This is a genomic window from Acidimicrobiales bacterium (assembly GCA_035630295.1).
GTDB lineage: Bacteria > Actinomycetota > Acidimicrobiia > Acidimicrobiales > Iamiaceae > Iamia.
In genome coordinates this window covers 18,368-44,710 of record DASQKY010000043.1, presented here as the reverse complement: position 1 = coordinate 44,710, position 26,343 = coordinate 18,368, and the positions used below count along the sequence as shown (strand labels likewise).

Sequence of the window (26,343 nt, the reverse complement as noted above, 5' to 3'; positions counted from 1 at the left end):
GGTCGGCCGACACCGGCCGCCACACGCCGCACCACCACCGACGGGACGGACCCGCCCTGTGTTCGACCGGATCAGCATCCGCAGCAAGCTCATCGCCATCGTGGCCGCCCCGCTGGCCGTCATCCTGGCCCTGGCCGCGGTGGGCTTCGTCCAGCGCCGGGCCGAGGCCAGCGACACCCGGGCCGACGTCCGCCGCCTGGAGGCCATCGCCGCCACCCAGCTCCTCCAGTACGAGCTGCAGCGCGAGTCGCTCTACAGCGTGACCTTCGTGGCCTCCGACGGCGAGCGGGGCCGGGCCGGCCTGAAGGCCCAGCGGGCCCGCACCGACCGGGCCGCCGCCAGCCTGACCCGGGCCGTCGACCGCCTCGCCGCCGACGAGGGGGCCGTGCCCGGCGCCCGCGCCGCCCTGCGGCAGATGCAGTTCTCCGACGACACCCTGCGGGGCCAGGTCGACTCCCGGAGCCTGGAGTGGCAGTGGGCCATGGAGCTCTACCGCCAGATCGAGGCCTCACTGCCCCAGGTGGGGGACCGGCTGGCCTCGGCCATCGACGACTCGTCGCTGTCCGAGGGGGCCCAGAGCGTCATCGCCCTGGGCGAGTACTCGTCGTGGCGGGCCCGCACCGGCGCCCTGCTGGCCGGGGCGGTCGAGGCCGGCGGCTTCCCGCCGGCGGCGGCCGGGATCGACCTCAAGGCCCTGTTCGACCAGGCCGTCGAGAGCAGCGAGGTGCAGCTGGCCGTGGTGGGCTCCGAGTCCGGCGCCTCCACCCGGGCCCGCCTGCGCAACCAGATGGCCGGCGACGACCTGTCCTACTTCGCCGACCAGGTGGAGATCGTCCACGACCTGCCGGAGCGGGCCCTCGAGATGGAGATCCCGCCCGAGCGCTGGACCCGGGCCGTGACCGCCACGCTGGGCCAGCTCCGGGACATCTCCCTGTCGGAGGCCGCCCTGGGCCTGGACGCGGCCGAGGACCGGGTGGCCGAGGCCGAGGACTCGGCCCGCCTGTACATGGCCGGCGCCCTGGCCGCCGTGCTGCTGGCCCTGGGCCTCGCCGTGGTGGTGGCCTCCTCCATCGCCCGGCCCGTCCGCCACCTCACCACCGCCGTCGACCGGGTGGCCACCGAGCAGCTCCCCAAGCTGGTCGAGGGCATGACCAACCCGGCCGAGACCGACCTCGAGCACCTCCGCACCGGCATCGACCAGCTGGAGGTCAAGGGCGGGGCCGAGCTGGCCCGCCTCACCGCCTCGGTCAACGCCATCCAGGAGGTGGCCGTAGAGGTGGCCACCGAGCAGGCCACCATGCTCCGCAAGGGCATCGGCGACATGTTCGTGAACCTGGCCCGCCGCAACCAGGGCCTCCTCGACCGCCAGCTCGAGTACATCGACGACCTGGAGGCCCAGGAGGAGGACCCCGACCAGCTGGAGCACCTGTTCAAGCTGGACCACATGGCCACCCGCATGCGCCGCAACGCCGAGTCGCTGCTGGTGCTGGCCGGGGCCGAGCCCAACCGCCGGCGGGGCCAGCCCGTGCCCCTGACCAAGGTGGTCCTGGCCGCGGTGGGCGAGATCGAGCACTTCGCCCGCGTCGACCTGCTCGACCTCGACCAGGCCGACGTGGCCTCCAACGCCGCCGCCGACCTGGCCCACCTGCTCTCCGAGCTGATGGAGAACGCCACCCAGTTCTCACCGCCGGAGGCCCGGGTCGAGGTGGTCGGCCACCGGGGCGGCGAGGGCTACACCCTCTCGGTCACCGACTCCGGCATCGGCATGTCCCCGGAGCAGATGGCCGAGGCCAACGACCTGCTGGCCCGCCCCCCGCTGCTCGGCCTGGCCCTGTCCCGCAGCCTGGGCTTCATCGTGGTCAGCCGCCTCTCGGACCGCCACGGCGTCACCGTGCGGCTGGTCCCGGCGGCCAACGGCGGCGTGAGCGCGGTGATCCTGGTGCCGGCCTCCATCCTGGTGGCCGGCCCGCCCTCCGACGGTGACCGGGCCGAGCCCGTCCCCGCGGAGGGGGCCGTGTCCTCGATCCTGCCCCCGCTGGTGCTGGGCGGCCCCGGAGCCGACCTCGAACCGGAGGAGCCCCCGGCGCCGGCCGCCACCCCGGAACCCGCCCTGGCGCCCGGCGCGCCGGCCACGCTGGAGGAGGCGGTGCCCACCGGCCGGGCCCTGGCCGACGGCCTCGACCAGGTGGCCGCCGGCGCCGAGGTGGCGCCCCTGGCCCGCCGCACGCCCGCCGGCCCCACGGGCCCCACCGGCCCGGTGCCCCACGTCCCGGCCGGGGCCGCGACCCCGGGCGCCCTGCCCACCCGCCGACCGGCGGCCCGGGCCGGGGCCTCGCCCGCCGCCCCGCTCCCGGCCGACGGCGTGCCCCCCGCGGCCCCGCTGCCGGTCGACGGCGTGCCCCCCGCGGCCCCGGCCCCCCGTCCCGCTCCCGTCCCGCCCCGCGCCCCCGTGGCCGCGGCGCCGGTGGCCCACGTGGCCCCCCCGGCCAGCGCCCCCGAGCCGCTGCCCGCCGGCCTGGTCGCCCCCCCGGCCGCCGCTCGGCCCGACTCGGCCCCCCTCTTCGGCGCCAGCCCCATCGGCGGCTCCGGCCCGGCCCCGCTGGCCGTCCGGGCCGACGACGGCCCGCCCGCCGCCACCGGGCCCGCCCCGGCGCCCGTCCTGCCGGCCTCGCCCGAGGTGACGGCGGCCGGGCTGGTCCGGCGCGTGCCCCGCCGGGCCGGCGGCGACCGGGCGGTGCCCGGAGGCGACGGCGGCCGGGGTGGGGCCACCACGTCGAGCCGATCGCCCGACGAGGTCCGCTCCATGCTGTCCCGGTTCCACTCCGGCCGGCAGGCCGGCCAGACGCCGACCCCGACCCCGACCGTCGACGAGAAGGACACCTGATGCAGCTGAGCACCGATGCCCGCAACGTGAACTGGCTCCTCTCGAGCTTCGTCGACCGGGTCCCGGGCGTGAGCGAGGCCGTGGTCGTCTCGGCCGACGGCCTGCCCATGGCCGTGTCCCAGGGGCTCGACCGGGACGCCGCCGACCGCTTCGCCGCCGTGGCCTCGGGCCTGATCGGCCTGGCCTACGGGGCCGCCGGCCGCTTCGGCGGCGGCCAGGTCACCCAGATCATCATCGAGATGGAGCACGCCTTCCTGTTCGTGACCGGCATCAGCGACGGGAGCTGCCTGGCCGTGGTGGCCGACGCCGGCTGCGACGTCGGCCTGGTCGGCTACGAGATGGCCGTCCTGGTCGAGCGGTGCGGCGCGGTGCTGACGCCCGAGCTGCGGGCCGAGCTCCAGGGGCTCCTGCCCCGATGAACCGGCGTGGCGACGGCTCCGGCCTCCGGGTCCGGCCCTACGCCCTCACGGGCGGGCGCACCCGCGCCGCCACCGACATCGCCATCGAGACCATCCTGGTCCTCACCCCCGAGGGCGCGGCCCGGGCCGAGCACCGGCCGATGGAGAAGGGCGACATCCTCCGCCTGTGCCGTGCCCCGTCGTCCCCGGCCGAGATCTCGGCCCACCTCCACCTGCCCCTCGGCGTCGCCCGCGTGTTGGCCGGTGACCTGGTCGACGAGGGCCTCCTCGACTTCAACCGGGAGGCCGCCGCCGGCGACCCCCCCAGCCTCCGACTCCTCGAAAGGGTGTTCGATGGTCTCCAGGCCCTCTGACCTCACCGCCGACCCCGCCGGGGCCGCCGGGCCGGCCCCGCTGCCGGTCAAGATCGTCATCGCCGGGGGCTTCGCCGTCGGCAAGACGACCTTCGTCGGCTCCATCTCCGAGATCGAGCCCCTCACCACCGAGGCGGCCCTGACCGCGGTGAGCGAGGGCATCGACGACACCAGCAAGGTCAGCGCCAAGACGGCCACCACCGTGGCCATGGACTTCGGTCGCATCGGCCTGGGCTCGGACCTGGTGCTGTACCTGTTCGGCACCCCGGGCCAGGACCGGTTCTGGTTCATGTGGGACGACCTGGTGCGGGGGGCCATCGGCGCCGTGGTCCTGATCGACACCCGCCGCCTGGAGGAGTGCTTCCCGGCCGTCGACTACTTCGAGGAGTCCGGCATCCCCTTCGTGGTCGCCATGAACTGCTTCGACGGCGTCGTCACCCACCCGCCGGAAGCGGTGCGGGAGGCCCTCGGGGTCTCGCCCGACACCCCCATCCTGCTCACCGACGCCCGCCACCGCGACGCCACCAAGGCCACCCTCATCGAGCTCGTCCAGCACGCCCTCAGCCGGGCCACCGCCGCCCCCGTCTGACCGGCCCCGATTTCGGGGCCGGGGGGCCGCGGCCCACCATGGGGCGGTGACGAGCGAGCCGGCCGTGGCCGTGGTGCTGGTGCACTGGAACCAGCCCGAGCGCTGCGCCACCGCGGTGGAGGCCTGGCGGGCCCAGACCGTCCCCGTCGCCCTCACCGTGGTCGACAACGCCTCGCGCCCCGAGGCCCGGGCGCGGCTGGTCGCGCTGCTGCCCGGCGGCGTGGCCGTGGTCGACGCCGGGGCCAACCTGGGCTTCGGGCCGGGGGCCAACGTGGGGTTGCACCGGTTCCTGGCCGACCCGTCGGCGGGGGAGTGGGTGGTCGTCGCCCCCCACGACGCCCTGCCGGCGCCGGACTGCCTGGAGCTGATGACCGCCGTCCTGGCCGACCGGCCGGCCACCGGCCTGGCCTGCGCGGATGTGGGCGACGGCCACGTGCCCATCGTGGACCCCTACTTCGGCGGGATGATGGTCCCCGTGGCCGCCGGCGCCCTGCCCTGGGCGGTGGCCCCGGCGGACCGGGCCGGGGTGCCGGCCTCGGCCCCGCCCCGGCGCCAGGTCGAGGCCCGTTGGGAGCCGGCCGGCTACCCGCACGGCACCCTGCTGCTGGCCCGGAGGGCCTGCCTGGAGGCGGTGGGCACCTTCGACGAGCGGTACTTCTCCTACTGCGAGGAGGCCGACCTGGGCGAGCGGGCCCGCCGGGCCGGCTGGGACGTGGCCATCGTGCGGGGGGCCGAGGTCCGCAACCCCCACATGGGCAGCGGGGCCGGCGTCTCGGACTACCTCATGCTCCGCAACACGCTGCTGTTCGTGCGGGAGCACTTCGGCCGGTACCACGCCACCGTGCGGGCCGCCCTGGCCCTGGCCGACCTGGCCCGGGGGCTGCTGCGCCCGGCCACCCGGCCCTGGATCTTCGTGCCCGCGGCCCGCCTGCGGGCCCTGGCCGACGCGGCCCGGGGCCGGTTCGGCCCCCCGCCCCCCGGTCTGGGGGGCGGTTAGCGCTCGGCCCGCCAGGGCGGGGCGCCGGAGGCCACGCCGGCGGGGGCCACGCCCGCGGGTTGGACACCGACGGTTTGGTGGGTGGCGCCGCCGAGGGCGGGAGCGACGCGGGGCGGGAGGCCGTCGCTGGGGCTGGGGCCGGGCCGGCCGAGGGGGAGCCCGGCAGCCAGCATGGCGTCGATCTCGGCCGCCTCGACCGGGCGGCTGAGCAGGAAGCCCTGCGACAGGTCACAGCCCAGGCGGTGCAGCTCGCCCAGCTGCTGGGGCGTCTCCACCCCCTCGCCCACGGTGGTCATGCCCAGGGCCCGGGCCATGCCGATCACGTGCTCCACGATGGCGGTGTCCTCAGCCGACTGGCCCAGGCCCTTCACGAAGGAGCGGTCGATCTTGAGCATGTCGAGGCTGAAGCTGCGGATGTAGGACAGCGACGAGTAACCGGTGCCGAAGTCGTCCAAGGCCAGCTTCACCCCCATCCGCTTCAGCAGCCGGAGCGAGCTCCACGCCGCCTCGATGTCGACCATCAGGGCGCCCTCGGTGATCTCCAGGCACAGGCTGCCCGGGGGCACCGGGATGGACGAGAGGGTGGCCCGGACGTGCTCCTCGAAGCCGGTCTGGGCCAGCTGCCGGGCCGACACGTTGACCGCCACCCGCAGGGGCGGCCGGCCCGGGTGGTCCTGGTGCCACCGGAGGGCCTGGCCGAACGCCTCCTCGATGATCCACGCCCCCACCGGGACGATGAGGCCGGACTCCTCGAGCACGGGGATGAACTCGACGGGCGACACCGGGCCCCGGTCGGGGTGGTCCCAGCGCAGGAGGGCCTCCACCGAGACCAGGTGGCCCGTGGCCGTGTCCACCACCGGCTGGTAGAGGAGGCGGAACTCGCCCTGCTCGGCCGCCCGGCGCAGGTGCGGCTCCAGGGTGGTGGGGCTGAACCGGCGGCCGTGGACGGCCACGTCGTAGAGGACGGGCCGGCCGTCGTCGCGGGCCTTGGCGTCGTACATGGCCGCGTCGGCCTGGCGGATCAGGTCCTCCCCGGCCATCAGCTCCCGGCCGTCGCTCAGGGCCACGCCGATGCTGGCCGCCACCCGCAGGGTGTCGGGCCCGACCTGGAAGGGCTCCTCCAGGGTGGTGAGGATGCTTCGGGCCAGGCGGTCGGCCGAGAGGCGGCCCGGGTCCTCGCGGCTGATGACCAGGAACTCGTCGCCGGCGTAGCGGACCACCCGGTCGCTGTCCCGGTCCGAGACGCACTGGCGCAGACGGGACGCCACCTGGGCCAGCACCGCGTCGCCCACGTCGTGGCCGTGGGTGTCGTTGATGACCTTGAAGCGGTCCAGGTCGACGAACAGCACGGCCACCCGGTCGCCCCGGCGGCGGGCCAGGCGCAGCTCCCGGTCGAGCCACTCGGAGAGGAACAGCCGGTTGGGGAGGCCGGTGAGGTTGTCGCGCAGCGACAGCCGGGCCAGCTCCTCACGGATCTCCATGGCGTCGCGGTAGCGGCGGACGGCGTAGATGGTGGTGGCCGCCGGCACCAGGACGGCCATGGCCAGGATGCCGTTGACGTCCAGGGCCTCGACCTGGCCGGCGGCGCCGATGACCCAGTCGGCCACCCGGAAGCGGATGGAGGCCACGGCCAGCAGCACGCAGACGACGACCAGGAGAGCCAGGTCGACCCCGGCCTGCCCGTCTCTCCCGGTGGGTTCCCGTGTGCGGCTGATGATCGGCCCCGATCGCGAACGTCGTGCGGGGGGCCCATCGGCACCGGGCCGCCACCTGTGAGCGGTTCAGGGACCGGCGTCACCCCTCCGGGTCCGGAGGCGGCGGACGACGACCTCCACCACCAGGAGCAGCACGCCGGCATAGACCAGCCCGTGGGCCCCCTGGGACTGCTCGGGCCACCGGAACCCGGCCGGGAACCGGTACCCCACCTGGCGCACGGCCACGTAGGCGGCGGCCCCGGCCAGCACCGCGGCCGGCCCCAGGGCCAGCAGCGGGCGGGCCCGGTCGGACCGGAGCCCGGCCAGGGTGACGACGGCCAGGAGGAGCCCGGCCGGGGCCCCGGCCAGCACAGCCCCGGCCAGGCCCAGGGCCACGGTGGTGGCCCCGGTCACCGGCCACGACGGAGCCGTCCCGGGGCTGCGGAGGGCCCAGGCCAGGTCGAGGGGCAGGGGCCGCTCGTCGGGGCCGGGGTCCGTCGCCGTCGCCGGGGTGGGGGCCGGGGTCGGGGCCCGCCGGGCCGCCCACCAGCGACGCCACCGCCACGGCCGCAGCACCAGCACCAGGCAGCCGAGGGCGGCCAGGAGCGACAGCCACAGCCCCCCCAGCACCACCCGCTGAGGCGCCCACACGACCTCCACTGTGGCCGGGTCGGCCCCCGGGGGGAGCAGGAAGCCCGACGAGTAGCCGTCGACCAGCTGGGGCGGGCCCAGGTCCTCGCCGTCGAGGGTGGCCCGCCACCCCTCGTTGTGGCTCTGGCCGACGACCAACCACGTCGGCTCGGCCCGGGGGCCCACGTCCGCGGTGACCCGCCAGCGGTCGCGGTCGATGACGGTGGTGGTGACCGGGGCCGGGTCCTCGACCAGGGGCGTGGTGGCCGTGTCGGCCTCGCCCCCGGCCGCCGAGCGCAGGGCCAGGCGGTCGATCTGGAGGCCGGTGTCGACGCCCTCGGCCGTGCGGAGCTGCGACGGGCCGGCCGGCAGGTCGAGGGGGGCGCCGTCGCAGGCGGCCAGGTCGAGGGCCTCGCCGTCCAGGGCGGCCCGGGTGGTGCCGGTGATGCGGACCGGCACGGGATCGCCGTCCAGGGTGAGCAGGTCGTCCCGGCACCCGCTGTCGAAGGCTTCGGGCAGGGGGTCGACCCGCAGGCCGGGGATGCCCCACTCGGCGATGCCCACCGGCATGACCACCGGCTCCTTGGAGATCCAGTCGTTGGTCTCGACCTCGCGGGAGTCCACCACGTGGATCGAGATGTCCCGCCCCGTGACCTCGGGGAAGGTCAGCCGCACCTCGGTGGTGGCGTCCTTGCCCGGCCGGTCGGCGATGGCCGGCACGTCGACGGTGGCGGCCGTCTCGCCGTCGGCCTCGATCCGCAGGCGGGTGGGGACGGTGTGGCGCCCGTCGGCCACCACCCGGAGGTCCATGTGGTCGAAGGTGACGGGTTCGGCCAGCCGGTAGCCGGCCCACTCCCCGTCCTGGCCCAGGAAGCCCGGGCTCCAGTGGGTGCCGGGGTCGCCGTCGACGGCCGCCGCGGCCTGGGCCGACACGTCACCGGGCAGGCGACGGCTGGAGGCCGGCTCGACCCCGCCCTCGGCCACCGTCGGCCGCCCCAGCAGGAGGTCGATGAGGGAGTCGGTGGCCGCCGCCGAGAGGCGGGCGGTGCCGGCCAGGGCGAAGGCGCGGGCCCCGGGCAGCTCCAGGTCGCGCACCATGCCGGGCTCCTCGTCGGTGCGCAGCGGGGCCGACGACCGGGACCGCAGGCGGGTCAGGACCAGGGCCAGCGGGTGGTCCAGGGCGTCGTCACCCAGGGCGGTGAGCAGGTCGAGCGGGGGCCGGACGGACTCGTCGATGCGCACGTCGCCGTGGCCCAGGCGGATGTCGGAGAACCCGACGCCGCTCAGCTCGTCGTAGGCCGGCAGCTGCCCGGGCTCGGTGGCCAGGATCTCGACCGACAGCTCGCGGAAGGTGCGGCGGGGGAAGGGGATCTCCTGCCCGGGGGCGGCCCGGGAGGCGAAGTTGAGGTCGACGTCCACGGGGTCGCCGCCGTCGAAGCGGAGCCGCACCCGGGTGATCCAGCGGTTCTGGATGCCCCGGCCGGCCTGGAGGAGCCGCACCGAGTCGGTGGTGCGGGGGCTGGCGTAGGTGGCCTCCAGCCGCTCGCCCCGGGCCGAGGCGAAGGCCGAGGTGTACCAGCCGGTGAGCGGGTCGTCGTCGAAGGCCTGGGCGGCCCGGTCCTCGGGGGTGAAGGTCACGCTGTTGCCGTAGCTGGTGGCCCGGACCGACAGCTCGCCGCCCTGGACGGCCACCGTCTCGGTGGCGGACCCGGCCCCCGGGAACAGCGGGAGCCGGTTGTCGCTGGGGTCGACGACCATGGGCTCCTCCCCGGCCTGCTCGGTGAAGCCGTCGGTCTCGTGCACCGAGCCCCAGCGCTGGCCGGAGCGCCGGTTGGTGTCGGTGACCACCAGGGCCCCGCCGTCGGCCAGGGCCCGGCGCAGGGCCGCGGCCCCGCCCCCGCCCTCGGCCGCGAAGGAGGCCGAGTAGCGGATGAGCTCGTCGCCGTCGATCAGCCCGGCGGCGGCCGCCGCCACCAGGCCGTCACCGTTGCCGGCCACCACCACGGTGGACGACACCGGCTTGGCCGCCAGGAGGTGGGGGTCGCCCTCGACCGGGTACAGGGCCACCGGCGGGGGATCGGGCAGGTCGGGGTCGGCCCCCAGCTCCAGCTCGTCCTCCAGGGGCAGCCGGGGGTCGGGCACGTTGGGGACGGCCGGGCCGAAGCCCTGGGCCGGGCCCAGCCCCGGCGCCCGCTCCAGCAGGTCGTAGGCCTGCCGGGGCCGGACCAGGTTGAACCGCTCGTAGGCCAGGTCGCCCCGCAGGACGATGTCGCCGGCCCCCATGAGCCGGGCGATGGGGGCGATGGCCTCGGGGTCGAGGACCGCCTCCTGCATCTGGTGGTCGAGGGCGTTCAGCAGGTCGGCCGACGCCGGGGTGCCGTAGGGGATCAGCTCCCGGGCCACGTAGGGCCGGTCGACCAGGCCCGGGGTGATGGGATCCACGGTGTTGCCCCACCGGTAGGCGGCGAAGTCCGAGCCCGGCACCTCCAGGACCCGCGACTCCCACCCGTCGCCGTCGCGGCCCCGGCCGTCGATGGCGGCGGCGGCCTCGGTCCAGTAGGCGGGCAGCTCCTCGTCGCGCTGGAGGTTGTCGGCCACCATCTGCCCCAGCCACAGGGGCGGCAGGCCCACCAGGGCCAGGGCCACCAGGGCGGTGGCCGACGGCCGCTCCCACCGCGGCCGCCACCGGCCCACCGCGGTCACGGCCATGCCGGTGGCCACCGACAGGCCCAGGGCGATCAGCGGCACCGTGCGGGGCAGGCTGCGCATGGCCAGGCCGGCCTGGGACTGGAGGAAGGCCTTCACCCCGGAGCCGGCCACCGTGGGGTCGTCCCAGGGGTGGGCGCCCACGGCCACGGCCAGGCCCAGCACCACCAGGCCCACGAAGAAGCCGCGGTAGCGCCATCGGACCAGGCCGGCGGCCAGCAGGCCGAGGACCGGCAGCCCGTAGGTCAGCAGGATCAGGGCCGGGTTCTCGGTGTAGGCCGACGACGGTTCGATCCACTGGCCCAGCTTGTCGTCGCCGTAGAAGTACCAGTACCCCAGGCCGCGCAGCAGCTCGGGCGCGGTGGAGGCGTCGGCCACGGTCCGGGCGGTCTCGGTGTAGCGGAGCACGTCGATCCCGAACCCGCCCTGGCACCACAGGCCGACGACCCACCACAGCGAGGTGGCCACCGTCAGCACCCCCATGCGGCCCACCACCCCCAGGGCGGCCCGCAGGCGGACCTCCTTCAGGACGAAGGTGGCGTACGGCACCCACAGGGCCGGGGCCAGGCCCACCAGCAGCAGGGCGGTGGCGTTGCTGGAGCCCACGGTGGGCACGGCCAGGGCGAAGAGGGCGGGGTGGAGCCAGTCCCGCTGGCGCACGGCCCGCACGGTGAGGCCCAGCAGCCAGCCCAGCGCCGCGAAGGGCAGCAGCAGGGCCGAGATGCGGGCCCCCAGGGTGAGCACGTACGGCGACAGGGCGTAGAGGAACATGGCCACCGTGACGCCGGGCCCGGATTGGCCCAGCGCCCGCAGCAGGTAGCGGACGCCCAGCCCGGCCCCGAACAGGATCGACCCCAGCCACAGGCGCTGGGCCACCCAGTCGGGCAGCCCCAGGTGCTCCGACGCCCAGTAGAAGGGCCCCATGGGCCACAGGTAGCCGATGTTCTGGTGGGGCACGGTGCCCAGCCCCACGTTGGGGTCCCACATCGACCAGGCCCGGCCCAGGAGCCGGTCGGGGTCCAGGTACAGGTACGACTTGGTGTCGGCGCCCACCTGGCCCCGGTGGGTGAGCAGCAGGGGCAGGTAGCACACCGCGGCCAGGAGGCCGACGGGGGCCCAATGGGGGAGGTGGCGCCGGCCCGCGCCGGGGCGCGCCGCGACGGCGGGCGGGGGCGGCACGGGGTCAGCCGGGCCCGAGGGGGCGCCGGGGCGGGGTGCCGGTCACCGGCGGCGCCAGGTCCGCCAGGGTCGGTCCTGCCACCGCTCGGCCTCCTCGGCCAGGGCCTCCAGGATCGAGCGGGCCGTGGCCTCCCACGTGAAGCGCCGGGCGTGGGCCAGCGCCCCCGACCCCAGGCGGTCGCGGGTGGCGGCGTCGGAGGTGATGGCCACCAGGTGGCGGGCCAGCTCGGCGTCGTCGTCGGCCAGCAGGCCGCTGCGGCCCTCGTCCACCGCGTCGACCTGGCCCGGGATGCGGGTGGCCACCACCGGGGTGCCCGCGGCGCCGGCCTCGGTGAGGGTCATGTTCCACCCCTCCCGCACCGACGACGAGGCCACCACCCAGGCCCGCCGGTACAGGTCGAGCTTCTCCTCGTCGGAGATGCGCCCGGCGAAGGCGACCCAGTCGCCCGCCCCCAGCCCGGCCACCAGCTCCTCCAGCTCGCGGCGCAGGGGCCCGTTGCCGGCCAGGACGAGCTGCAGGTCGGGGGTGGCCTCGCGGGCTGCGGCGGCGGCCCGGATCAGGCGGTCGATGCGCTTCACCGGCACCAGGCGGCCCACGTGGACCACCAGCGGCACCTCGGAGCGGGTGCCGCCCGGCGTGTAGAGCGGGTCGACGCCGGGGGGGACCACGTCGATGCGCTCGGGCCGGAAGCCCAGCTCGACCATCTCCTCCTTGGACGACGGCGACAGGGTGATCATGCGGCTGCGCCGGTAGATGCGGGGCGCCACCTGGCGCTCCATGGCGTCGCCGACCTGGGCCAGCCGGGGCGGCAGCACCATCTTCCACATGTCGGCGTGGACGTGGTGGAGGACCACCACCCGGGGCACCGTGGCCCACAGCGGCGAGAAGAAGGGCATGCCGTTCCAGATCTCGACCAGGCCGTCGGGCCGGCCGTGGGCCCGGCGCACCTCGGCCAGGGCGGTGCGGGGGAAGGCCATGTAGCGGCCGGCCTTGCGCACCACCTCGTAGCCGTCGCGGCGGTCGTGGTTGGGGTGGCCCTGGGCCCACGAGGTCCGCATCATCACGTCCAGGCCGGCCTCGGCCCAGTGCCGGGCCACCTCGGCGGCGTGCACCTCGGAGCCGCCGGCCTCCACGTCGTCCAGGTCCCGCCAGGCGATCATGTGGACCCGTTGGAGCCCGGCGGCGGCGGCGATGTCGCCCAACTTGGGCCGCAGCGCGCCCAGCGGCGGAGGGGTGGGGGGACGGGGCGCGTCGGTCAACGGATCACGGGGTCGGAAGGGGCCTCCGAGTAGGGTGGCCGGCTGTGCCTCCCGGCCTCCGGGCGGCGCTCGCACGATAGAGCACCGGCCCCCGCGACGGCGGATCATCGGGCCGCCGCGCCGCCCTCCTTCCCCCGGCCCACGCCTCCGGGCCCCGACCGAGCTGAGCCCCGCACCGATGACGTCCTCCGCAGTTCCCGCCCCCGGCCCGACCGACGGGCCCACCGGCCTCGACTTCGCCACCACCCTGGCCGACGTGGCCGACGTCGAGGGGTGGATGACCGACGGCCAGGCCCGGCTCCTGTGGGACGCCGCCGGCCGGGTGGCCGACGGGGGCCGGGTGGTGGAGATCGGCAGCTTCCGGGGCCGGTCCATGGTGGTGCTGGCCCGCTCGGCGGCGCCGTCGGTGGAGCTGGTGGCCATCGACCCCCACGCCGGCAACGACCGGGGTCCCCAGGAGATCGACGGCTTCGTGGAGGAGGCGGCCGAGGACCACGACGTGTTCCGGGCCAACCTGGACAAGGCCGGGGTGCTGGACCGGGTCACCCACGTCCGCAAGATGTCCGACGAGGCCCACGGCGACGTGGCGGAGCCCATCGACCTGCTCTACATCGACGGCGCCCACCGCTACGGCCCGGCCCGGGCCGACATCCGCGACTGGGGGGCCCGGGTGGCCGACGGCGGCACCATGCTCATCCACGACTCGTTCAGCTCCGTGGGCGTCACCCTGGGCATCCTGCGCGAGCTGTTCCTCGGGGGCCGCTTCCGCTACGTGGGCCGCTCCGGGTCCATGACCGAGTACCGGCGGGAGCGCCTCGGCCCCAAGGCCCGGGTGGCCAACGCCGTGCACCAGGCCCTGGAGCTGCCCTGGTTCGCTCGCAACCTGCTCATCAAGGCCCTGATCGTGGCCAAGCTGGGCCGGGCCACCCGGCTCCTGGGCCACGACGCCAGCGGCTGGCCGTACTGACGTGGCCCCCGACACCGGCGCCGCCTACCAGCGGCTGACCATCGTGATGCCCGTCTACAACGAGGCCGCCACCCTGCGGCGGGCCGTCGAGCGGCTGCTGGCCGTGGACATGCCCCTGCCCACCGAGCTGGTCATCGTGGACGACGGCTCCCGCGACGGCTGCACCGAGCTCATCGCCGACCTGGTCGACGGCGACCGGGTGCGCCTGGTGCGCCAGGAGCCCAACCAGGGCAAGGGGCGAGCCCTGGTCCGGGGCTTCGCCGAGGCCCGGGGCGACCTGCTGACCATCCTGGACGCCGACCTGGAGTACGACCCGGCCGACATCCCGCTGCTGTGCGCGCCGGCCCTGCGGGGCGAGGCCCGCGTGGTCTACGGGGCCCGCTCCTACGGGGGCCACGCCGCCTACTCGTTCTGGTTCGTGATCGGCAACAAGCTGGTGGCCTACTGGGCCAGCATGCTCTTCGACGCCTGGCTGACCGACGTGGAGACCTGCCTCAAGCTGGCCCCCCGCGACACCTGGCGCGAGCTGGGCATCACCTCCTCCGGCTTCGGCATCGAGGCCGAGGTCACGGGCAAGCTCCTGGCCCGGGGGGAGCGCATCTTCGAGGTGCCCATCTCGTACACGGCCCGGGGCCGCGAGGAGGGCAAGAAGATCCAGTGGACCGACGGCGTCGAGGCCCTCTGGATCCTGGCCCGCATCCGCCTCCGCTCCCGCCGCACCTCGCCCCGCTGACCGCCCTCGACGAGCCATCAGCGGACCAGGTCGCCCAGCGACTCGGACCAGGTGCCGTCGATGCGCTGGATGGCGCCGATCCGGTGGGGGTCCTTGGCCCAGGGGGTGAGGTCGCGGCTCCACCTGAACCGGAAGGTCCACCGGCCGGTCACCGAGAACATGCAGGCGGCCAGGACGTCGAAGGCATGGAAGGGGTACTTCCGCCCCGCCCCCGAGTCGCGGGTCTTCTGGGCTTCGACCTTGGCGTCGCCGTCCCTGTACGTGTCCCGCAGGGCGTTCTTGCACTCGATGGTGATCTCTCGCCCGTCGACCAGCCGGACCCGGAAGTCAGGCTTCCCGTCCTCGTCGATGGGCTCGTGGGAGGCGACCGCCGGCTCCCGGTCCAGGACCACGCCGAGGTGGTGCTCGGCCACGCTGCCACGGACGGCGACCCCGAGGCGGAAGTTGGCCTCGATGATGTCCAGGATGGTGGCGGCGTCGACGCCGAACAGGTGCTCGAGGTCGTGGCGGGCGACGTGGCCGGTGGCGAACCGCTCGGCGAGGGCGATCCGCAGCCCGGTGTCCAGGCCCAGGCCGGTGGCCAGCGCCTCGAAGCGGGCGTAGTCCAAGAACCGGTCGGGGGCGAAGCCCACCATCGACTCGAGCCCATCCCAGGTCGGCCCCAGGTCGGTCCGAGGCTTGGCCTTCTCCTTGGCCCAGGCTGACCAGCCGGTGGCGGCGACCGCGTCAGCCTGGGCGTCCCGGTAGTAGCCGGACACGCCCATCGGGAGTTCGGCGTAGACGAGTGGGTCGAGCCCCACGATGAGGTCGCGCTCGGCGTCGACGGCGAGCACCAGGGTCACGTCGACCCCCGACGGGTCGTGCCCCAACGGGTTGGCCTCCTGGCGCACACGGGTGGGGTCCCCGAAGCGGATCTGGAATCGATGTTCGGCGTGAGGGCGGTTCCTGATGGCTCGACGCGTGGTCGTGAACGGGTAGAGCAGCAAGCCGTAGCGGTGGCCCTCCCCGTCCTCGGCCCCCATGAAGATCGGAGCGACCGCCTCTCGGGGGAACGAGCAGGAGACGACCCGCCCGCCGCTGGCCTCCACGGCCCCGGCGAGGAGGTCGATCACCGGTGCCCGCGAGGTCGAGATCCGGTAGGTCTTCGGGACGTAGCTGCGCCCGGCCAGCTCCGTCACCGGACCGGACCTCGGCGCGGGCCCCCGGAGGCTCACGCGACGTCGGCGACCTGGCGTGCCACCCTCTCGGCGAGCAGGGGGGGCACGGAGTTGCCGACCTGGGCTTGGACCGATGCCCGACGCCCGACGAAGGCGTAGTCGTCCGGGAAGGTGAAGAGCCGCCGCAGCTCCGGGACCCGGAGCCGGCGGTTCTCCCAGTGGAAGGGACCGACGTTGGGGCCGGGCTGGGCTTGGATGGTAGGGGAGGGCCGGTCCGGGTCGAGCTTGAGGAGGAAGGACCAGTAGCGGGAGCGCCACTCGAACACCGGATCGGGGTGCCCTCGCTTGGCCGTCAGGTGCAGGTAGTTGTCGCCCGGGGGGATCTCGGGCAGCAGGTGGCCCCAGCGCCCCCCGACCACCTCCTCGCGCTCTGGCTCGGTGATGAGGCCGGCGAGGGCTTCGCCGGTCGTCACGTGGGGGAGCGGCCCACCCTGGCTGGCGCGCCGCTCCCACCTGCCGTGGTGGGTCGGGGCCGGCAGCTCGGGCAACGGCTCCCGCTTGCGGGCGCCGACGATGAACAGCCGGGGCCGCGCCTGGGGGATGCCGTGGTCGGCGGCGTTCAGCACGTCCCACCGGGCGCGGTAGCCCGCCGCCTCGATCTCGTGCAGGAGCCGTGTGAAGGCAGGTCTGCTGGCCCGGTTGTCGAAGGTCAGGGCGTAGACGTTCTCGAGGATGAAGAACCGCGGCCGGGCTTCGGCCAGAACCCGCGTGTAGGCCTGGAGGAGGCTGGCCGCCGGGTCCACCCCGTCCCGCTTCCAGCCCAGCCAGAACCCCGACTTCGAGAAGGCGACGCACGGCGGCCCGCCGACCAGGAGGTCCGGGCGCTCCCGGGGGCCGAGGCCGCCCGCTCGGAGCAGGTCACGGGTCGTGACCCCACCAGAGGAGCCGGCGGCCAGGGGGTAGAGGTCTTCCCGAACGACCTCCCGCAAGCCCGGGAAGGCGGTCGGCGCGTTCTTCTCCATGGTGTCGGACGCGTCCTCGTCCCACTCCACCGCCGACACGGTCTGGAACCCCGCGGCTTCCACCCCGAGGTCAAGGCCTCCGGCGCCGGAGAAGAGGGAGAGGGCAGAGCCGACAGGCACCGGGCCAGTCTGGCTCGCGGGGTCTGAAGGGGCGCGCACCCTGGGCCGGGGGAAGAGGTCGAGCCGAGGGTCGCCGCCGCGATGGAGGCCGTGCTCCGAGGACATTCGGGCAGTAGACCAGGTCCCTGTGACAGCGAAGCCGGTGGCCGGCCCTCCCGGTGCCGCAGCCCCCCTGACCGTGAACCTCGGCGGAGGGGTCATCGTCCCCTACCCTGAGCCCAAGGACGAGGCCGCCACCAAGATCGGCAAGGCCAACCGCCGCAAGGACACGAAGCTCGAGGTCCGGCTCCGTTCCGCCCTCCACCGCCGTGGCCTCCGCTTCCGGAAGGATCACCTGTTGCGCAGCGGCGACCTGCGGGTCCGGCCCGACATCGTCTTCTCCCGGGCCCGTGTGGCGGTGTTCGCGGACGGGTGCTTCTGGCACGGGTGCCCGGAGCACCAGCACGTCCCCCAGCGGAACCAGAGCTACTGGGTCCCGAAGCTCCAGAAGAACGTGGAGCGGGACCGGCGGGTGGACGCCGCTCTGACCCAACAGGGGTGGGAGGTCATCCGGGTGTGGGAGCACGCCGACCTCGAGGGCTCGGTCGACCTGGTCGAGCAGGTCGTGCGCAAGCGGGCGGGAGAACGAGCCCGCCGGTGACGGCGGCCGTCTCAGCTCCGGGTGGGGGGGGTGACGAAGACGGCGACGGCGGCGCCGATGTCCAGGACGCGGAGCATCTTGTCCCGCGTGGGCTCGGGGACCTCGGCGTGCAGGGTGGCGGTGAACAGGTTGCCGACCCACTCCTCGGCCACGGCCGGGAGCCCGGCGGCCCGGAGCTCGGTGTCGACCTCGGCGGACAGGGCCTCGGCCTCCTGGCGCTCCTCGGGGGTGCGCTCGTCGGCGTAGGCCACCTGGTCGGCGTCGGGGCGGGCCTGCCACTCGGCGATGGCCGGCCCCACCACCAGGGTGACCACCGCGGTGGCCTCGGCCTCGGGCAGCACCCGGTAGCGGACCGCGCCGGCCCCGAAGCCCTCGTCGACACCGACAGTGAACCCGGCCCGCTCCAGCTCGTTGACCAGGCCGATGCCCTGGGACCCGATGCTGACCGGGTCGATCCACCGGACCAGGTAGCGACCGGAGCGGCCCCCGCCCACGACCTCGCCCCGGCCCAGGGCCTCGGCCGTCCCGTCGGCCACCACGCCCAGGGTGGCCGACAGGTCGGGGCGTGACGGCTCGGCGTCCACCGTGTCGGTGGTGAAGGCGCCGGCCGCCACCACGGCCACCAGGGCGGCCACCCCCACGGCGGCGCCCCGCAGGGCGGTCCGCCGGCCGGGGCCGAGCCGCGGGGACAGGGCGGCCCAGCCGGTCCAGGCCACGGCCAGGAGCATGAGGACGCCCAGGCCCCACGTCCACAGGAACAGGTAGTACCAGAGGGTGCCGTAGACCCGGCTGATGGACAGCCAGCCCAGGGCCAGGGCCGCGGCCAGCACCGCGTGCAGGCGCAGCAGCGGGCGGTGCCCGAGGCGCCAGGCCCCGGCGGCCGCCGCGGCCCAGGCCAGCACCAGCACCGTCCCGGCCACGTTCCAGCGGGTCGCCCCCTGGGCCGTCAGCTCCGGGCCCCACCCCACCAGGCGACCGGGGTCGAGTTGGAACAGGAGCTGGCGGATCCCGGTCCCGAAGCCGGTGACCGGCTCGACGGGGTCGGACAGGGACTCCCGGATCTTGGTGACGTTGCCGGTGCCGAACAGCTCGTCCAGCACCGTCGGGGTCCACAGCGCCACGCCCACGACCACCGCCGCGGCCGTCCACCGGGCCAGCCGGCCCCGGTCCACCTCCTCGATGCCCCCCGGGGCCCGGGCCGCCCGCCGGGCCCGCCACCGGGGCCACAGGGACAGCGCCACCGGCACGGCCAGGAACCCGGTCAGGGCCCCGACCAGGCCCAGGTAGGGCAGGTGGGTCTGGGCGCAGAAGGAGCCGGCCACCACCGCCACCACCAGCAGGGGCGGGTCGCCGTCCAGCACCGACCACAGGGCCAGCAGGAACACGATCCAGGCCATGACCGGCAGGTGCGGGTTCCAGGGCTCGATGAAGACCTCGACCCCGTAGGTGCGCACCAGCAGGGCCAGGGCGGCGGCCACCCCGGCCACCAGGGGCAGGCCGGCCCGTCGCCCGGCCGTCCACAGGGCGGTGCCGATGGCCGCCGCGTGCAGGGCCACCGAGGACACCACCAGGGCCCAGGCCGAGCCGCCCAGCAGGCGGTAGATCGGGGCCAGGGCCCAGAAGCTCAGCGGCCCGGGGTGGCTGCCCGGGTCGGAGAAGTCGCCGATGCGCCCGGCCAGGCCGATCAGCGGGGTGTGGCGGCCGCCCACGTCGCGGACCCGGAGCTCGCCCTGGGCCAGGTCGGCGATGGGGTACCAGCGGGGGTGGCGCATGGCCACCGCGGCCACGGCCAGGGGGGCCACCACCACGGCCCACAGGCCGACGGCGGCCAGCGACGGCCGGCGGCGCCGACCGGTGGGGGCGCTCGGATCGGCCTCGGGGGCCGGGGGGCCGTCAGCCCGGTCCCCGGCGGTCTCGGCCACCGCCGGCGCGGGGCGGGTGTCGCCCGGTTCGCTCACCGCGGCCCGGGCCTCATCCGGGGGCCCCGGCCGGGTCGGGCTGCTCGGTCACCGCCTCCAGCTCCTTGCGGCCCAGCAGGAAGGCGGCGCCGTAGGCCACGGCCACCACCAGCAGCAGGTTGCGATAGCCGGTGACCAGGGCCAGGTACTCCAGGATGCCGCCCACCATGCTGCCCACCAGGTTGGCCCCGAAGGCGGTCATGGAGCTGCTGGTGGCCTTGAACCGCTGGGTGAAGACCAGGTTGGCGGTGAAGATGGGGAAGAAGGCCAGGGTGACGGCGGCCAGGAAGCGGGGCACCACCGGCAGGTCCAGCAGGGTGGCCGGCGGGACCAGCCAGGCCACCACCAGGGCGGCCAGCAGCACCCCGTAGAGGCGGGTGGGGTGCCGGAACGAGACCCGGCGGGACACGGCCACGGCCACCAGCACCGAGAGCAGGACGCCCATGAACACCAGGGCGTTGACCAGCCAGGTGGTGCCGAAGTAGAGGGCGAAGCCCACCACTCCCTTGGTCTCCAGCAGGAGGAAGGCCACGCCCATGGCGAAGAGGTCCATGTAGGCCCGGAACGAGTCGGCCCGGTCCCGGCCCCCGACGCCGAGGGTCCCGCCCAGGGGGCCGCCCACGAGGCGCAGGGCCACCAGCGAGAAGGCCAGGATCAGCAGCGACGACACCACGTAGATGCTGGGGATGCCGCGGTCGCGCAGGTACGGGAAGGGGTGGTCGTCGGTGGCCGGTTCGGGGGCGTCGGTGGCCTCGGCTCCGGCCCACCGCGACTCGGGCGGGCAGTCGATGGCGCTGGGGTCCTCGGAGGCGATGAGCACCGAGAGGTTGAAGGCCCCGACCTTGGTCACGCACGGGGCCGTGCCGAAGGCCTGCTCCAGGGTGTTGGCGTAGCGGTCGACCAGCCAGTCCTGCCGGTAGAAGTTGTACATGGCGAACACGCCGCCGGGGGCCAGCCGGTCCCGGGCCGTCTCGGCCGCCTCCCGGGTGAACAGGTACGACTCCAGCCGCACCGACGACGCCCCCTGCACCAGGGTCAGGGAGTCGGGCAGGGCCAGCAGGATCTTGTCCCACGTCTCGTCGGTGCGCTCCAGGAAGGCCCGCCCGTCGTCCACGTGGACGTCCACCCGGGGGTCGCTCCACGGGTCGTCGGGGTGGCTCTCGCGGGCCAGGTCGAGCAGCTTCTGGTCGATCTCCACCGCGTCGACGTGGGTGGCGCCCCGGCGCAGGGCGGAGGCCACGTCGTTGCCCGAGCCGGCCCCGATGACCAGGGTGCGGCCGCCCTCGGGCCGGGTGCTGTTCTCGTAGACCAGCTCGTAGAGGTAGTTGTCCTCGATGGGGATCTGGGTCCAGTGGGGGCTCTGGTTGACGGTGGTGTCGATCCCCCCGAACTCGTTGCGCTCGTGCTGGATCCGGTAGTAGGGCGACCAGACCACGTCGCCCCGGGTGGCCTCGGCCGCGAACGGCACCAGCAGGCCCAACAGGCCGACGGCGGCCACCACCGCCCGCCAGCGGGGACGGGGGGCCACGGTCAGGGCCACGATGGCGGCGATGATCACCCCCCACACGATGGGCCGGGCCCCCAGGAACGACAGGGCGGCGAAGCTGGCGATGCCGGCCACGCTGCCCACCAGGTCCAGCTTGTAGGCCTCGAGGGGGGCGAAGGTGCCGAACGTGCGGGCCACGCCGTCGCCGATGGCGGCCATCACCGCGGCCACGGCCACGAACAGCACCACCAGCACCACCTCCCGGGGGATGGGGCTCTGGGGTTCGATGGTGTCGAAGAAGATCAGCCCCGTGGTCTGCACCTTGAGGGGCACGGGGAAGATGTCGACGTAGAGGATCAGCGCCCCCAGCAACGCCGGGGCGAACGGGAACAGCGACCGCCCGCCCCGCCCGGCCCACAGGAAGCCGAGCCCGATGCCCAGGAAGCTGCCCAGCAGCACGAAGTTCGAGAAGTAGGAGAGGTAGAAGACCTCGGCCCCCAGCCAGCGGATCAGGGCCAGCTGGGTGAACAGCATGAGGAAGGTCAGGGCCACCAGCCGGGCCCGGGGGCCGAGCACGCCCTCGCGGGCCGCGGCCGCCTCGGGCGCGGGGGCGTCGGGCACGGGGGCGTCGTCGGCGCTCACGGTCATGCCGGGGCGAGAGTAGCGGCCGGCCTCCCGGGCGGCGGAACCCTCCGGCCCGGCCCCGCGGCGGCGTCGAGGGCTGCGGAGCCCCGGGGATAGTGTCGCCCGCCATGCGCCCCGTGGTGCTCGTCCCGACCTACGACGAGGCCGACAACATCGAGCCGGTGCTGCGCGCCATCCGGGCCGCGGCGGCCGACGCCGGCATCGTGGTCATCGACGACGCCAGCCCCGACGGCACCGCGGACGTGGCCGAGCGGGTGGGGGAGGAGCTGGGCGGGGTCGACGTCCTGCGACGGGCCGGCAAGGACGGCCTGGGCAACGCCTACCGGGCCGGCTTCGCCCACGCCATCGCCCGCGGCCACGACGTGCTGGTCACCATCGACGCCGACTTCTCCTTCGACCCCGCCGTCATCCCCACCCTCCTGGCCGGGGTCGAGGAGGGCCACGACCTGGTGGCCGGCTCCCGCTACATCCCCGGCGGCAGCACCCCCAACTGGCCCCTGCACCGCCGGGCCCTGTCCCGCTACGGCAACCGCTACACGTGCTGGGTGCTGGGCCTGCCCCTGCGCGACGCCACGTCGGGCTTCCGGGCCTATCGGGCCTCGGTGCTGGAGGCCATCGGCTACGACACCACCCGGGCCAACGGCTACGCCTTCATGACCGAGCTGGCCTTCCGGGTCACCGCCGCGGGGGGGCGGATCTCCGAGGTGCCCATCGAGTTCCGCGACCGCGAGCGGGGCACGTCGAAGATGTCGGGCCGGATCATCGTGGAGTCCATGGCCCGGGTGACCTGGTGGGGCGGGCGCGAGGCGCTCCGGCGCCTCCGGGGCCGCCGCCGGTCGGAGCGCTCCGCGGTGGCGGGATCACCGGGCTCGTGAGCGCCCCGGCGGCGCTGCGGTCCCGGGCCACCTCGGCCGCCGCCGCCCTCCGCGCCGAGCGGGCCCTGGCCGTGGTGGCCGGGGCCACCGCGGTGGGGGCGGCCCTGCGGGTGGCCTGGGTGCTGGTGGCGTCCCGCCCGCCGACCAACCTCTACGACCCGGCCCGCTACGTGGGCTACGCCGAGGGCATCGCCCGGGGCCACGGCATGGTCGAGCCCCTCACCGGCCAGCCGACCGCCTATTTCCCGCCCGGCTACCCCTGGTTCCTGGGGGTGATCGACGCCGTGCTGGTGCACACCCCCCTGCCCGACGACCTGCCCCTGGCCGCGGGCCTGGCCCAGGCCGTCCTGGGCACGGCCAGCATCGTCCTGGTGGCCGTCCTGGCCCGCCGGCTCCACTCGGCCGCGGCCGGGGCGGTGGCCGCGGTGGGCTTGGCCCTCTACCCCAACCTGGTGCTGCACACCGCGGCGCTGCTCAGCGAGACGCTGGCCATCGCCCTGCTGCTGGGCCTGCTGGTGGCCCTGGTCCCGCCCCCGGGGGACGGCCCGTGGCCGGCCGGCCTGGGGGGGCGGCGCCTGGTGGCCGCCGGCCTGCTCCTGGGGGGCGTGCTGCTGGTGCGGCCGGTCTCCGCCGGGGTGGTGCTGGCCCTGGCCGTGTCCCTGCTGGTGGCCCGGGCCGGGCTCCGGCGCACGGCCGCGGTGGTGGGGGCGGTGGCCGGCATCGGCGTGCTGTGCGTCCTGCCCTGGACGGCCCGCAACGCCGTGCGCATGGACGCCTTCGTGCCCCTGTCCACCAACACCGGCGACAACCTGTGCATCGGCCACGGGCCGGGGGCCACCGGGGGCTTCCGCCTGGCCGAGGACGAGTGCGCCACCGGCACCGGGGTCCAGGACGGGACCGAGGGCGAGCTCCGCAACGACGAGGAGAAGACCCGCACGGCCCTCCGCCTCATCCGGGAGGGGTGGCGCGACGAACCGGGCCTGGTGTGGGACCGCTTCGTGGCCACCGTGGACCGCGACGACGACGCGGTGCGGGCCGTGCAGTCCTACGGCGACGACCCGTGGATCAGCGAGGACCGGCAGCTCCTGCTGCGCCGGGCCTGCGGGCTGGCCTGGCGGGCGGTGGCCGTGCTCGGGTTGGTGGGCCTGGTCCGCCTGGCCCGGGGTCGCCGGGGCGACCGCCTGCTGGTGCCCCTGGCCGCCCTGGGCCTGCTGGCCGCGCCACTGGTGACCTTCGGCGACGCCCGGTTCAAGGTGCCCATCGTGCCCCTGCTGATCGTGGCCGCGGCGGTGGCCGTGACCCGGCGGGACGGCGGTCAGGGATCGGAGCGGACCAGGAGCACCGAGGCGGTGTAGCCGTGCAGGTGGCTCCGGGGGCCGATGGGGCCGATCTCCCCGGCGCAGGCCATGCCGGCCACCGCCGGGCCGGCCAGGCCCGCCACCAGGCCGGCGTCGTGGTCGGGCTCGCCGAAGAAGGCCCGGCCCCGGCCGCTGCAGCTGAACAGGAGGGCGCCGGTCACCGGGGGGTCGTCGTCGACCTCGGCCAGGAGCCGCCGGAGGTCGTCATCGGCGCTGTCGGCGTCGCGGACGTGGAACTGCACGGTGGTGCCCACCTCGACCCGGGCGCCGACGGCCACGCCCCGGCGGTCGGCGTCGGCCCCCACCACGTCGCGGATCAGGAAGTCGCCGGTCCCGAAGGTGGCCTTGGCCTCGTCGACCACCACCCCGACCTGGGGACCGGCCTCGAACAGGTGCCGGTCGTCGGGGGCGATGGCGCGGGCCACCTCCACCAACCGGTCCAGGGCCGGTTGCCCGGCCAGGCCCAGCAGCACCGACCCGTCGACCTCGGTGACGATCATGGGCCCGCCCACCGGCCGGCAGCCGTGGGACACCAGGGACGTCACCGCCGCCCCCGGCGGGAACAGGACGCCCACCGCGCCGTGGGACCGGACCTCGCCGTCGAGCACCAGCCGGTTGCCGCCCGGGCCCCGGGCCGCCGAGGCCAGCCCGCCGACGACGGCGAGCTCCGGCAGGTCGCGGCCCATGCCCTCGAGCAGGCCGTCGGTCGGCAGCGAGAAGGGATCGGCCAGCAGCAGGAGGGTGCGGGGGCCGCCCTCGCCGGCCGCGGCGGGCAGGCCCCGGACCTGGACCCCGCCGGGGGCGGTGACGGCGTCGAGCCGCACCGCCTGGGCGCCGGGCGCCGGGCCGGCCCACAGGGCCAGAGCGGGCCCGTCGTCGACCTCCCGACCCCCGCCGATGACGGTGGAGGCGGTGGCCCCGACCAGGACGCCCGGGGTGAGGATGGCCCGCACCGTGGCCGCGATGTCCTCCATGGCCCCGGCCAGGCCGGGCGAGGCGAACAGGACGGCCACGTCGGGGCCCGGGCCGACCTGGTCGAGCACGCTGCCCACCACCTCGCCCACGGCCTCGGCCGGGACCGGGTGTTGGGACAGGGCGGCCGCGAACACGACGGGCGGCGTCAGCCCACCGGGGGCAGCAGGGTGAGGGGCACGGCGATGATGGGCCCGGCGTCGAGCCGGCAGTGGGCCTCGACCACGCCGTAGTCGGCGAACTCCAGCTGGGCCCGGACCAGGCGGTAGTTGAACTTGCCCGGCTCGACCTGGAGGGGCTGGACGTTGCGGGCGATCTGCTCACCGTCGCGGTGGTAGGTGACCTCCAGGGCCCCCTGGCCGGCCTCGTCCTCCCGGCACCGGACCAGCACCAGCAGGTGGGGCTCGATGGTGACGGGCACGGGGGAGGGGGCGGCCAGGGAGAAGTGGACCCCGGTCAGGTCGATGCGGGTCGACGGCCCCGGCACCGACCGCATCTCCATCTCCTCGATGAACACGGCGGCCACGATGTCCATGGCCCCACCGTAGGCCCTGGCCCCCTCGGTCCCCGACGGTCAGCCGTGGACCTGGGTGGCGGCGATCCAGGTGGCGGTGCAGCGCAGGGAGGCGGGGTCCAGGGCCACGACGTCGGCCCGGCGGCCGGGAGCCAGGGCGCCGCGGTCGGCCAGGCCCAGGAGGGAGGCGGGCGTGGTCGAGGCGGCCCGCACCGCCCGCTCCAACGGCACCCCGACCACCTGGACGACGTACGCCACGGCCTGGTCCATGGCCAGGCTGGAGCCGGCCATGGTGCCGTCGGCCAGGCGGGGGACGGTGCCGTCGTGGGCCAGGCCGATCTCCCCGACCCGGCCGGCCCGCCAGGCCACCGAGTCGGTGACCAGCACGATCCGGCCGTCGGGCTTGCACCGGAAGGCCACCTCCAGGGCCGCCGGGTGCACGTGGGCCCCGTCGGCCACCAGCGACACGGCCACCCGGTCGTCGGTCAGGAACGCGCCCACCAGGCCCGGCTCCCGGTGGTGGAGGGGCGACATGGCGTTGTAGCCGTGGGTGACCAGCCGGGCCCCGGCGTCGACGGCCGCCCCGGCCTGGGCCAGGGTGGCCGCTGAGTGGCCGATGGCGGCCAGGCCCCGCCGGGCGGCCACGGCCCGGACGGCGTCCAGGGCCCCGGGGGGCTCGGCCCCCAGGGTCACCACCCGCACGATGGGCGGGAGGGTGGCGATCCACTCCGGGTCCGGGGGGCGGACCAGGTCCGGGGGGTGGGCGCCGGGCCGGTCGCCCAGGAACGGGCCCTCCAGGTGGGCGCCGGCCACCTGGGGCCGGGGCCCGGGCCGCTCGGCGGCGGCGGCGATGGCCGCCAGGCGGCCGGGGTAGGCGTCGAGGGGAGCGGTGACCAGGGTGGGGCACCAGGTGGTGGTGCCCTGGGCGGCCAGCAGGCGGTCGAGGCGCTCCCAGCCCGCGGGGTCGGCCCCGGCCACGTCCACGTCGTCGATGCCGTTGACCTGGAGGTCGACGAAGCCCGGGGCCAGCACCCGGTCGGGCACGGGGCCGGTGGTGGGCGCCACCGAGACGATGCGGCCGCCGTCGACCTCCACCAGGCCGGGGGCCAGGACGCCCGTCGGCGTCACCACCCGGGACCCGGCCAGCACCGTCACGCAGCAACAGTACGGGTCGGCGCAGCCGAC

General features: G+C 75.7%; 20 protein-coding genes. 10 read left to right on the top strand and 10 right to left on the bottom strand.

The annotated features are described in order from the left end of the window. The first annotated feature begins 58 nt into the window (after positions 1 to 58). The 5 genes from VEW93_12630 to VEW93_12610 are packed head-to-tail and all read left to right on the top strand — an operon-like array spanning position 59 to position 5,242. On the top strand, positions 59 to 2,884 hold the full coding sequence (locus tag VEW93_12630) for a nitrate- and nitrite sensing domain-containing protein (GenBank protein ID HYI62637.1): 2,826 nt from the start codon (positions 59 to 61) through the stop codon (positions 2,882 to 2,884). Then, complete coding sequence (locus VEW93_12625; GenBank protein HYI62636.1) at positions 2,884 to 3,303, top strand: roadblock/LC7 domain-containing protein; 420 nt, start codon at positions 2,884 to 2,886, stop codon at positions 3,301 to 3,303. The genes VEW93_12630 and VEW93_12625 overlap by 1 nt, the downstream gene beginning before the upstream one ends. Further along, complete coding sequence (locus VEW93_12620) at positions 3,300 to 3,656, top strand: DUF742 domain-containing protein (protein ID HYI62635.1); 357 nt, start codon at positions 3,300 to 3,302, stop codon at positions 3,654 to 3,656. The genes VEW93_12625 and VEW93_12620 overlap by 4 nt, the downstream gene beginning before the upstream one ends. After that, a complete protein-coding gene (locus VEW93_12615) occupies positions 3,637 to 4,245 on the top strand; it encodes an ATP/GTP-binding protein (protein HYI62634.1) in 609 nt (202 codons plus the stop codon). Before VEW93_12620 ends, VEW93_12615 begins: the two co-directional genes overlap by 20 nt. Before the next feature lie 46 nt (positions 4,246 to 4,291). After that, complete coding sequence (locus tag VEW93_12610; GenBank protein ID HYI62633.1) at positions 4,292 to 5,242, top strand: glycosyltransferase family 2 protein; 951 nt, start codon at positions 4,292 to 4,294, stop codon at positions 5,240 to 5,242. Here VEW93_12610 and VEW93_12605 read toward each other — a convergent pair. The 3 genes from VEW93_12605 to VEW93_12595 all read right to left on the bottom strand — a co-directional run bounded on the left by VEW93_12605 (position 5,239) and on the right by VEW93_12595 (position 12,711). Next, positions 5,239 to 6,882, bottom strand: a complete 1,644-nt coding sequence (locus VEW93_12605) for a bifunctional diguanylate cyclase/phosphodiesterase (protein HYI62632.1) — start codon at positions 6,880 to 6,882, stop codon at positions 5,239 to 5,241. The two genes, VEW93_12610 and VEW93_12605, sit on opposite strands and share 4 nt — an antisense overlap. A gap of 141 nt (positions 6,883 to 7,023) precedes the next feature. After that, positions 7,024 to 11,451, bottom strand: coding sequence for an alpha-(1->3)-arabinofuranosyltransferase family protein (locus VEW93_12600; GenBank protein HYI62631.1), 4,428 nt, complete (start codon positions 11,449 to 11,451; stop codon positions 7,024 to 7,026). 42 nt (positions 11,452 to 11,493) lie between these two features. Beyond that, the gene (locus VEW93_12595; GenBank protein HYI62630.1) at positions 11,494 to 12,711 is read right to left on the bottom strand and encodes a glycosyltransferase family 4 protein; all 1,218 of its coding nucleotides are present in this window, start codon (positions 12,709 to 12,711) and stop codon (positions 11,494 to 11,496) included. A 178-nt stretch (positions 12,712 to 12,889) separates the two neighbouring features. Between VEW93_12595 and VEW93_12590 the strand changes: the two genes are divergently transcribed. Beyond that, positions 12,890 to 13,678: a class I SAM-dependent methyltransferase gene (locus VEW93_12590; protein ID HYI62629.1), complete on the top strand. Its 789-nt coding sequence runs from the start codon at positions 12,890 to 12,892 to the stop codon at positions 13,676 to 13,678. 1 nt (position 13,679) lies between these two features. After that, positions 13,680 to 14,411, top strand: a complete 732-nt coding sequence (locus VEW93_12585) for a glycosyltransferase family 2 protein (GenBank protein ID HYI62628.1) — start codon at positions 13,680 to 13,682, stop codon at positions 14,409 to 14,411. Between the two features lie 17 nt (positions 14,412 to 14,428). On the opposite strand, the gene VEW93_12580 is transcribed toward VEW93_12585, so the two are convergent. Together VEW93_12580 and VEW93_12575 are read right to left on the bottom strand one after the other, a co-directional pair. After that, positions 14,429 to 15,589: a hypothetical protein gene (locus VEW93_12580; GenBank protein ID HYI62627.1), complete on the bottom strand. Its 1,161-nt coding sequence runs from the start codon at positions 15,587 to 15,589 to the stop codon at positions 14,429 to 14,431. Positions 15,590 to 15,621: 32 nt separating this feature from the next. Continuing rightward, complete coding sequence (locus tag VEW93_12575) at positions 15,622 to 16,710, bottom strand: DNA cytosine methyltransferase (GenBank protein ID HYI62626.1); 1,089 nt, start codon at positions 16,708 to 16,710, stop codon at positions 15,622 to 15,624. A 178-nt stretch (positions 16,711 to 16,888) separates the two neighbouring features. On the opposite strand from VEW93_12575, the gene VEW93_12570 reads away from it, so the two are divergent. After that, positions 16,889 to 17,350, top strand: coding sequence for a very short patch repair endonuclease (locus VEW93_12570; protein HYI62625.1), 462 nt, complete (start codon positions 16,889 to 16,891; stop codon positions 17,348 to 17,350). Positions 17,351 to 17,361: 11 nt separating this feature from the next. Here the strand turns inward: VEW93_12570 and VEW93_12565 are convergent, their stop codons facing one another. Both VEW93_12565 and VEW93_12560 read right to left on the bottom strand, forming a co-directional pair. Further along, positions 17,362 to 19,308, bottom strand: a complete 1,947-nt coding sequence (locus VEW93_12565; protein HYI62624.1) for a hypothetical protein — start codon at positions 19,306 to 19,308, stop codon at positions 17,362 to 17,364. A 13-nt stretch (positions 19,309 to 19,321) separates the two neighbouring features. Then, on the bottom strand, positions 19,322 to 21,442 hold the full coding sequence (locus VEW93_12560) for a hypothetical protein (protein HYI62623.1): 2,121 nt from the start codon (positions 21,440 to 21,442) through the stop codon (positions 19,322 to 19,324). A gap of 104 nt (positions 21,443 to 21,546) precedes the next feature. Between VEW93_12560 and VEW93_12555 the strand changes: the two genes are divergently transcribed. Both VEW93_12555 and VEW93_12550 read left to right on the top strand, forming a co-directional pair. Beyond that, positions 21,547 to 22,314 carry a polyprenol monophosphomannose synthase gene (locus tag VEW93_12555; protein HYI62622.1) on the top strand — a complete coding sequence of 256 codons (768 nt, stop codon included), beginning with the start codon at positions 21,547 to 21,549 and terminating at the stop codon, positions 22,312 to 22,314. Continuing rightward, positions 22,311 to 23,669, top strand: coding sequence for a hypothetical protein (locus VEW93_12550; GenBank protein HYI62621.1), 1,359 nt, complete (start codon positions 22,311 to 22,313; stop codon positions 23,667 to 23,669). The genes VEW93_12555 and VEW93_12550 overlap by 4 nt, the downstream gene beginning before the upstream one ends. Here VEW93_12550 and VEW93_12545 read toward each other — a convergent pair. The 3 genes from VEW93_12545 to VEW93_12535 are packed head-to-tail and all read right to left on the bottom strand — an operon-like array spanning position 23,630 to position 26,313. Beyond that, a complete protein-coding gene (locus tag VEW93_12545) occupies positions 23,630 to 24,781 on the bottom strand; it encodes an FIST N-terminal domain-containing protein (GenBank protein HYI62620.1) in 1,152 nt (383 codons plus the stop codon). The two genes, VEW93_12550 and VEW93_12545, sit on opposite strands and share 40 nt — an antisense overlap. Positions 24,782 to 24,792: 11 nt before the next feature. Next, positions 24,793 to 25,179 (bottom strand): hypothetical protein, encoded by a 387-nt coding sequence (locus tag VEW93_12540; protein HYI62619.1) that lies wholly within the window; start codon positions 25,177 to 25,179, stop codon positions 24,793 to 24,795. A 39-nt stretch (positions 25,180 to 25,218) separates the two neighbouring features. Then, entirely contained in the window at positions 25,219 to 26,313 is a 1,095-nt protein-coding gene (locus VEW93_12535; GenBank protein HYI62618.1) for an amidohydrolase family protein, read from the bottom strand. Between the last annotated feature and the right edge of the window lie 30 nt (positions 26,314 to 26,343).